Source organism: Gluconacetobacter sp. (assembly GCF_047721585.1).
GTDB classification, from domain to species: domain Bacteria; phylum Pseudomonadota; class Alphaproteobacteria; order Acetobacterales; family Acetobacteraceae; genus Gluconacetobacter; species Gluconacetobacter dulcium.
The window spans coordinates 1-4,914 of record NZ_JBDNXE010000198.1 but is presented as its reverse complement, the minus strand read 5'-3'; the positions used below and the strand labels follow the sequence as shown (position 1 = coordinate 4,914).

At 59.5% G+C, this 4,914-nt stretch carries 3 protein-coding genes, 1 pseudogene and 1 other annotated feature; of the genes and pseudogenes, 3 read left to right on the top strand and 1 reads right to left on the bottom strand.

The features are described from left to right. Window positions 1-492, bottom strand: a pseudogene (locus tag ABF821_RS19970) (transposase); the annotation flags it as partial. Beyond that, window positions 97-211, bottom strand: a sequence feature (AL1L pseudoknot). It overlaps the preceding pseudogene by 115 nt. A 341-nt stretch (window positions 493-833) precedes the next feature. On the opposite strand from ABF821_RS19970, the gene ABF821_RS19965 reads away from it, so the two are divergent. The 3 genes from ABF821_RS19965 to ABF821_RS19955 form a co-directional block, all read left to right on the top strand. Beyond that, window positions 834-3,245, top strand: coding sequence for a TonB-dependent receptor (locus ABF821_RS19965; protein ID WP_415531348.1), 2,412 nt, complete (start codon window positions 834-836; stop codon window positions 3,243-3,245). A gap of 462 nt (window positions 3,246-3,707) precedes the next feature. Beyond that, window positions 3,708-4,679: a VOC family protein gene (locus tag ABF821_RS19960; RefSeq protein ID WP_415531347.1), complete on the top strand. Its 972-nt coding sequence runs from the start codon at window positions 3,708-3,710 to the stop codon at window positions 4,677-4,679. Continuing rightward, window positions 4,676-4,914: hypothetical protein (locus ABF821_RS19955; protein ID WP_415531346.1), on the top strand; the 239-nt coding region annotated here is incomplete at its 3' end. The genes ABF821_RS19960 and ABF821_RS19955, both read left to right, overlap by 4 nt.

Here is a 4,914-nt window from a genome sequence, read left to right as displayed (position 1 = left end):
AGGGCGTCGAGCACGAAGCCGGCAGTGGCCGACGTGCTGACCTTCCAGCCGACGACGCGCCGGGCATACGCGCGGCATGTTCATGACAGGAGGATGGGGCGATCGCCAGTTCGCGGCAGATCGGCTCGATACCCAACTCCTCACGATGGCCGTCGATGAACGCCATCATCATTTCCCGCGGCGGTCGAACTCCGCCATCGCAAAATACGCCGATTCCTTGCGCAGGATCTCGTTGGCGCGGCGCAATTCCTTGACCTCGCGCTCAAGCGCCCTGAACCGAACCCGCTCGTCACCAGCTTGCCCAGCCGGCCCCTCTCGCCGCCTGGCCTCATCGCGGCACCAGCGGCACAAAGTCTCCGCCGGGCAACCAATCCTGGCAGCAATCGATGTCATCGCAGGCCATTCCGAGCCGTAGTCGGCGCGATGCTCACCAACCATACGGACCGCACGTTCCCGGACCTCAGGAGAAAATCTCTGGCTCATCGTGTTCATGATAGCTCCTTCTCGCAGATAGGAGCCTCCGGGAAACCCGGGACGCTTCAGACAACGCACCGGGCCATAAGCGGCGTGCATGGACGGATGTTGTCGTCAACCATGATCTGCAAGTGGACGTGCTGGCGGGCCCCTGAATGTTGCGGCGTTGATTCTGCGTAGGCGGAATCTTTTGCAGAAGAAAGCTTGGTTTATGACAGTTCAATGAAGAAGAGCCCGCTTCGTTGAGGGTTCCCTGTATGGGCGGTGTCTCTCTGGCGACCGATCCGGATCGATAGATCGACGCTGGTCGTTCCGCGGATGTCGGAGCGGTGGCGGCAGCATGGTACCAGGGGACTCAAGTGAAGAAATATCTTCTTTTTTCGGCATGTGTCATATGTTGTTACGGCACGGCCGCCGACGCGGCGGGCAAGAATCAGAAGACTGATTCCAATGACGGCACGGCGCATTGGACGCCGGGCGGGAACAGTACATCCGCTGCTGCCGCGAAGGATAGGAAATCTTCCAGATCGGTCGAGAAATCGAAAGACGAGAAACTGGATGTTCTGGGATACCGGACCATGGCGGGGGGCGGTATGATGGTGAAGCATACGACGCCGAAGACCGTCAGTACGCTGACCCATGACTATATCGATATGCAGTCGCCGACCTCGACGATCGAGTCCCTTATCCAGATGGTGCCTGGTGTCGTCTCCGCCAGTGAAGGTCCGCTGACGACCTCGTTCTCGACGCTTCATATCCGGGGCATGGCCCAGGCGGAAATCGGCGTGACGCTGGAGGGAATGCCGGCCGCGAATCCCTTTACCTACAGCACATATACCCCGTCACTGGTGGATAGCGAGAATATCAGCCAGATCAATGTGATGCAGGGATCGGTGGATATCAATTCGCCTACCTACAATGCGACTGGCGCCGAGATTTCCGCTTCGATCCGCAGGCCCTCCGACAAGCAGAATTTCTATGTTGCCGCGTCCGGTGGCTCTTATGGTACCAATAAGGATTTTATTCGCTACGATACCGGTGAGATCGGGCATACGGGTGTTCGTGGCTTCATTTCCGGGTCTTACGCGCGTTCTGACATGTGGCGCGGGGCGGGTGATATCAGGAAATGGCATGTGGACGCGGCACTGACGAAGAGCTGGACGGCCAACAGCAATTCCGAAATTATTTTCGGCTTTACGCAGGCCGCGCAGAATGAATGGCTGTATCCATCGCTGGCGAACTGGAAAACCTATGGGATGAATTACGGGCTGGATGACCATTATTCGCCCGGAGATACGCATTACCAGGACCTGAACGGCAAGAATACCGGATCGTATTACGGCGCGCTGAAAAACCATTTCAGTTTCGGTCATGGGCTGAGCCTCGACGCGGAAGCCTATTCGGTCGAGTTTCATGGACCTTACTATTATGGGGAGACGATCCCGGTCAAGAATGGCTATGTCGGTGCGGTTCCCTATAAATATCTCGATAATTACAATAATCTTCCTGGATATGATCCGACCAGCAGCAAGCTGACGGGAGCGGAGATTTCGGACTGGTACACCTTGTCGTCAGGTGTGAATCTGGTCGGGCACTGGCAGCATAAATTCAATACGCTGAGCGTGTCGTACTGGTATTCCTACGCCCAGGAAGCGGCGAGCGAGCGGTTCTATCCTGTCAGCAGCACCGGGCAATGGAGTTCCAAGGTGCCGCTGACGGCGAACGGCGGGGTTCCTCTGAACGAAGATAATGAAAATGCCTTGCAGCAATTGAACAGCTTTGCCGTTGACGACAAGATGTCGTTCTTCAACCATCGCCTGACGATCGATGGCGGTATCAGGATGGCGATGGCCAATCGGCAATATACCCAGGATCTTCCAGGTGTTGTCGGAAACAATTACAAGTCGATCAAGAATGTCTTCGTTCCGTCACCTCAGGTCCTGATCAATTATCAGTTCAATCCGCATCATCAGATCTATATCAACGGCACGACTGGCTATCATCTCCCGGCGGGACTGAGCTCCCAGCTTGCGACGTACAGCCGTTCTACCGGCAAGCCTGCGTCCATACCGATGTCGGATTACAAGCCGGAATATATGATCACCGAGGAAATCGGGTATCGCTATAGTGGCGCCGTGATGGCCAATGTGGCCGGGTTCCATTACAACGTTACCAACCATCAGATTTCCGCCCTGAGCTACCAGCCCGGATCGACCTCCACGATTTCGCAGTTGATCAATGCCGGTGGGCTGGAGGCCTATGGCATTCAGGCGGAAGTGGCTACGCATCCCTGGCACCATGTGAGCGTCTATGCCTCCGGCCAGTATATGCATACCCGCAATGGCAACAATATTGCCTATGCCGGCGACTATCTGGCGACCAAGGGCAAGCAGGAGGTCGGGGCGCCGAAATTCTCGGGCTCGCTGGGCCTGACCTATAACGATGGGACCTGGTTCGGGAACTTTAATTTGCAATATACGGATTCCCAGTACTCGACCCTGATGAACGACCAGAGCATTCCCCATTACATCACCGCCAATCTCGGCTTCGGGCGGCGTCTGCCGAAGATCGGGAATATCTCGCCCAAGCTGAAGATCAATCTGGTCAATATCGGGGACGCGCATTACCTGTCCTCGATGTATGGCTATACGACCAATGCGGCGGCGCAGACGGGCATCGTCACCGGGAAGAAGCTCAGCGGTTCTCAGCCGACCTATGTTATCGGCTCTCCGTTTGTCGTCATGGCGACGCTTTCGGCCACCTTCCCGTAAGGGCGGGCGGAGACAGCGAAGGGTTTTCCTGGCCTGCCGCCTGCCGGGCGGTGTGTCTGTCCGGCAACGGTTTGATGGGACAGAATGGGGCAGGTTCGGTTGAGCATGCCTGGAAATGCGCGTTGGCTCGCTGCCGGCGCGCATTTTCTTTTTGGCGCGCATGGAGCGCACGGCTGCCATGCTGTCGCCTCTTCGTGTCTGGATGATTGCTGCCTGATCATCCCGGGTGGGCGCATGTCTGCCGGAAACCGCGCGCCCCGTGAGGATGCGTCATCGTCGGAATTTTTGCGCACGAAGACTTTTACTCATGCAGGCTTTTACCCATGCAGGCAGTGAAACGCGCATAAGGGGTTCGGTGTTATTGCCATCACACGCAGACTGCTTCGTCGCCCGGTGCGGGAACTCGTGCCGCTTCATACGGGGCCGCTGCCTGGCGCCGGTCGGAAGAGAGGAACTCCAGACGTGTCATTACTGAACCCGCGCGTGTTTCGCTGGCATATATCCGGGCGCCGCGTGGCGGTGCTCGGGGTTACATTGGGGATGGCCCTGGCGAGCCTTGCCCGGCCGGCCGTTGCCGACGATGCCCCGTTCGTTGAGGCGGTGTCCTCTGTGGCGCACATGCCGGGAAAGCTGCTTTACGCCGAACTCGCGACGCCGGACCTGGACGCGGCAAAAGCCTTCTATGGCGCGTTGCTTGGGTGGACGTACCGCGATGCGACCAGCCCACGGGGGCGGGCGGTCGTGGCCCTGGTTCATGATCGGCCGGTCGCCAGTCTGATCGAACGGCCTCATCCCCCACGGCATGGGAGTCCGGCGTGGTTGCCTGTGCTCTCGGTAATCGACCCGGCCGATGCGGTGGCCAAGACGACATATTGGGGTGGCAGGGTGATCATGCCGCCTGCCGCCGTCGCCGAGAGCGGTCTTGCGCAAGGGGAGGAAACGATCCTGGCTGATCCGCAGGGCGCGCCTTTTGCCGCCTTCCATGCCCGGACGGGGGACGCGCCGGACGACGACGTGCCGCCCGCGCAGGGCGAATGGATCTGGAGCGCCCTGCTGACGCGCGACCCGTTCACGGCTGCCGGATTCTATCAGAAGGTCTTCGGCTATCAGGTGCAGGCTGCGCCGGATGCGACCAAGAACACCGCGTATCTGCTGCTGTCTCAATCCGTCACGCGGGGGACCGTCAACCCGCTGCCGGCGCGCGTGCTGCCCAACGCTCGGGGGCGCTGGGTGACCTTCGTTCAGGTGGATGGTGTTGGCGCCTCGGCCGAAGCGGTCGAGCGGCTGGGTGGAAAGGTGCTGGTCCAGCCGCATCCGGACCGCCGGAACGTGATGATCGCAATCGTGTCGGACCCCGCCGGAACGGTGTTCGGGCTTATGGAATGGCATGGGGCCGACCCGACGCCGGCAGAGCAGGCGGAGAACGCGAAATGAAGCGCGGTTTCTTTCGCGTCCGCATCATGATCGGCGCGCTTTCCCTCATCGGGCTTCTTGGCGGTTGTGCCGATTATGGTGGGTATGGCGGTGGAAATGGCGGCTATTACGACTACGGCCCCGGCTGGGGTGGTGGCTGGGGTGGTGGCTGGGGCCCCGGATATCGGGTCGGCCCCTATGTTGGCGGTCGCTGGCGTGGTGGACCACTTGGTGGTGGCGGTTTCGGCAGACGCGG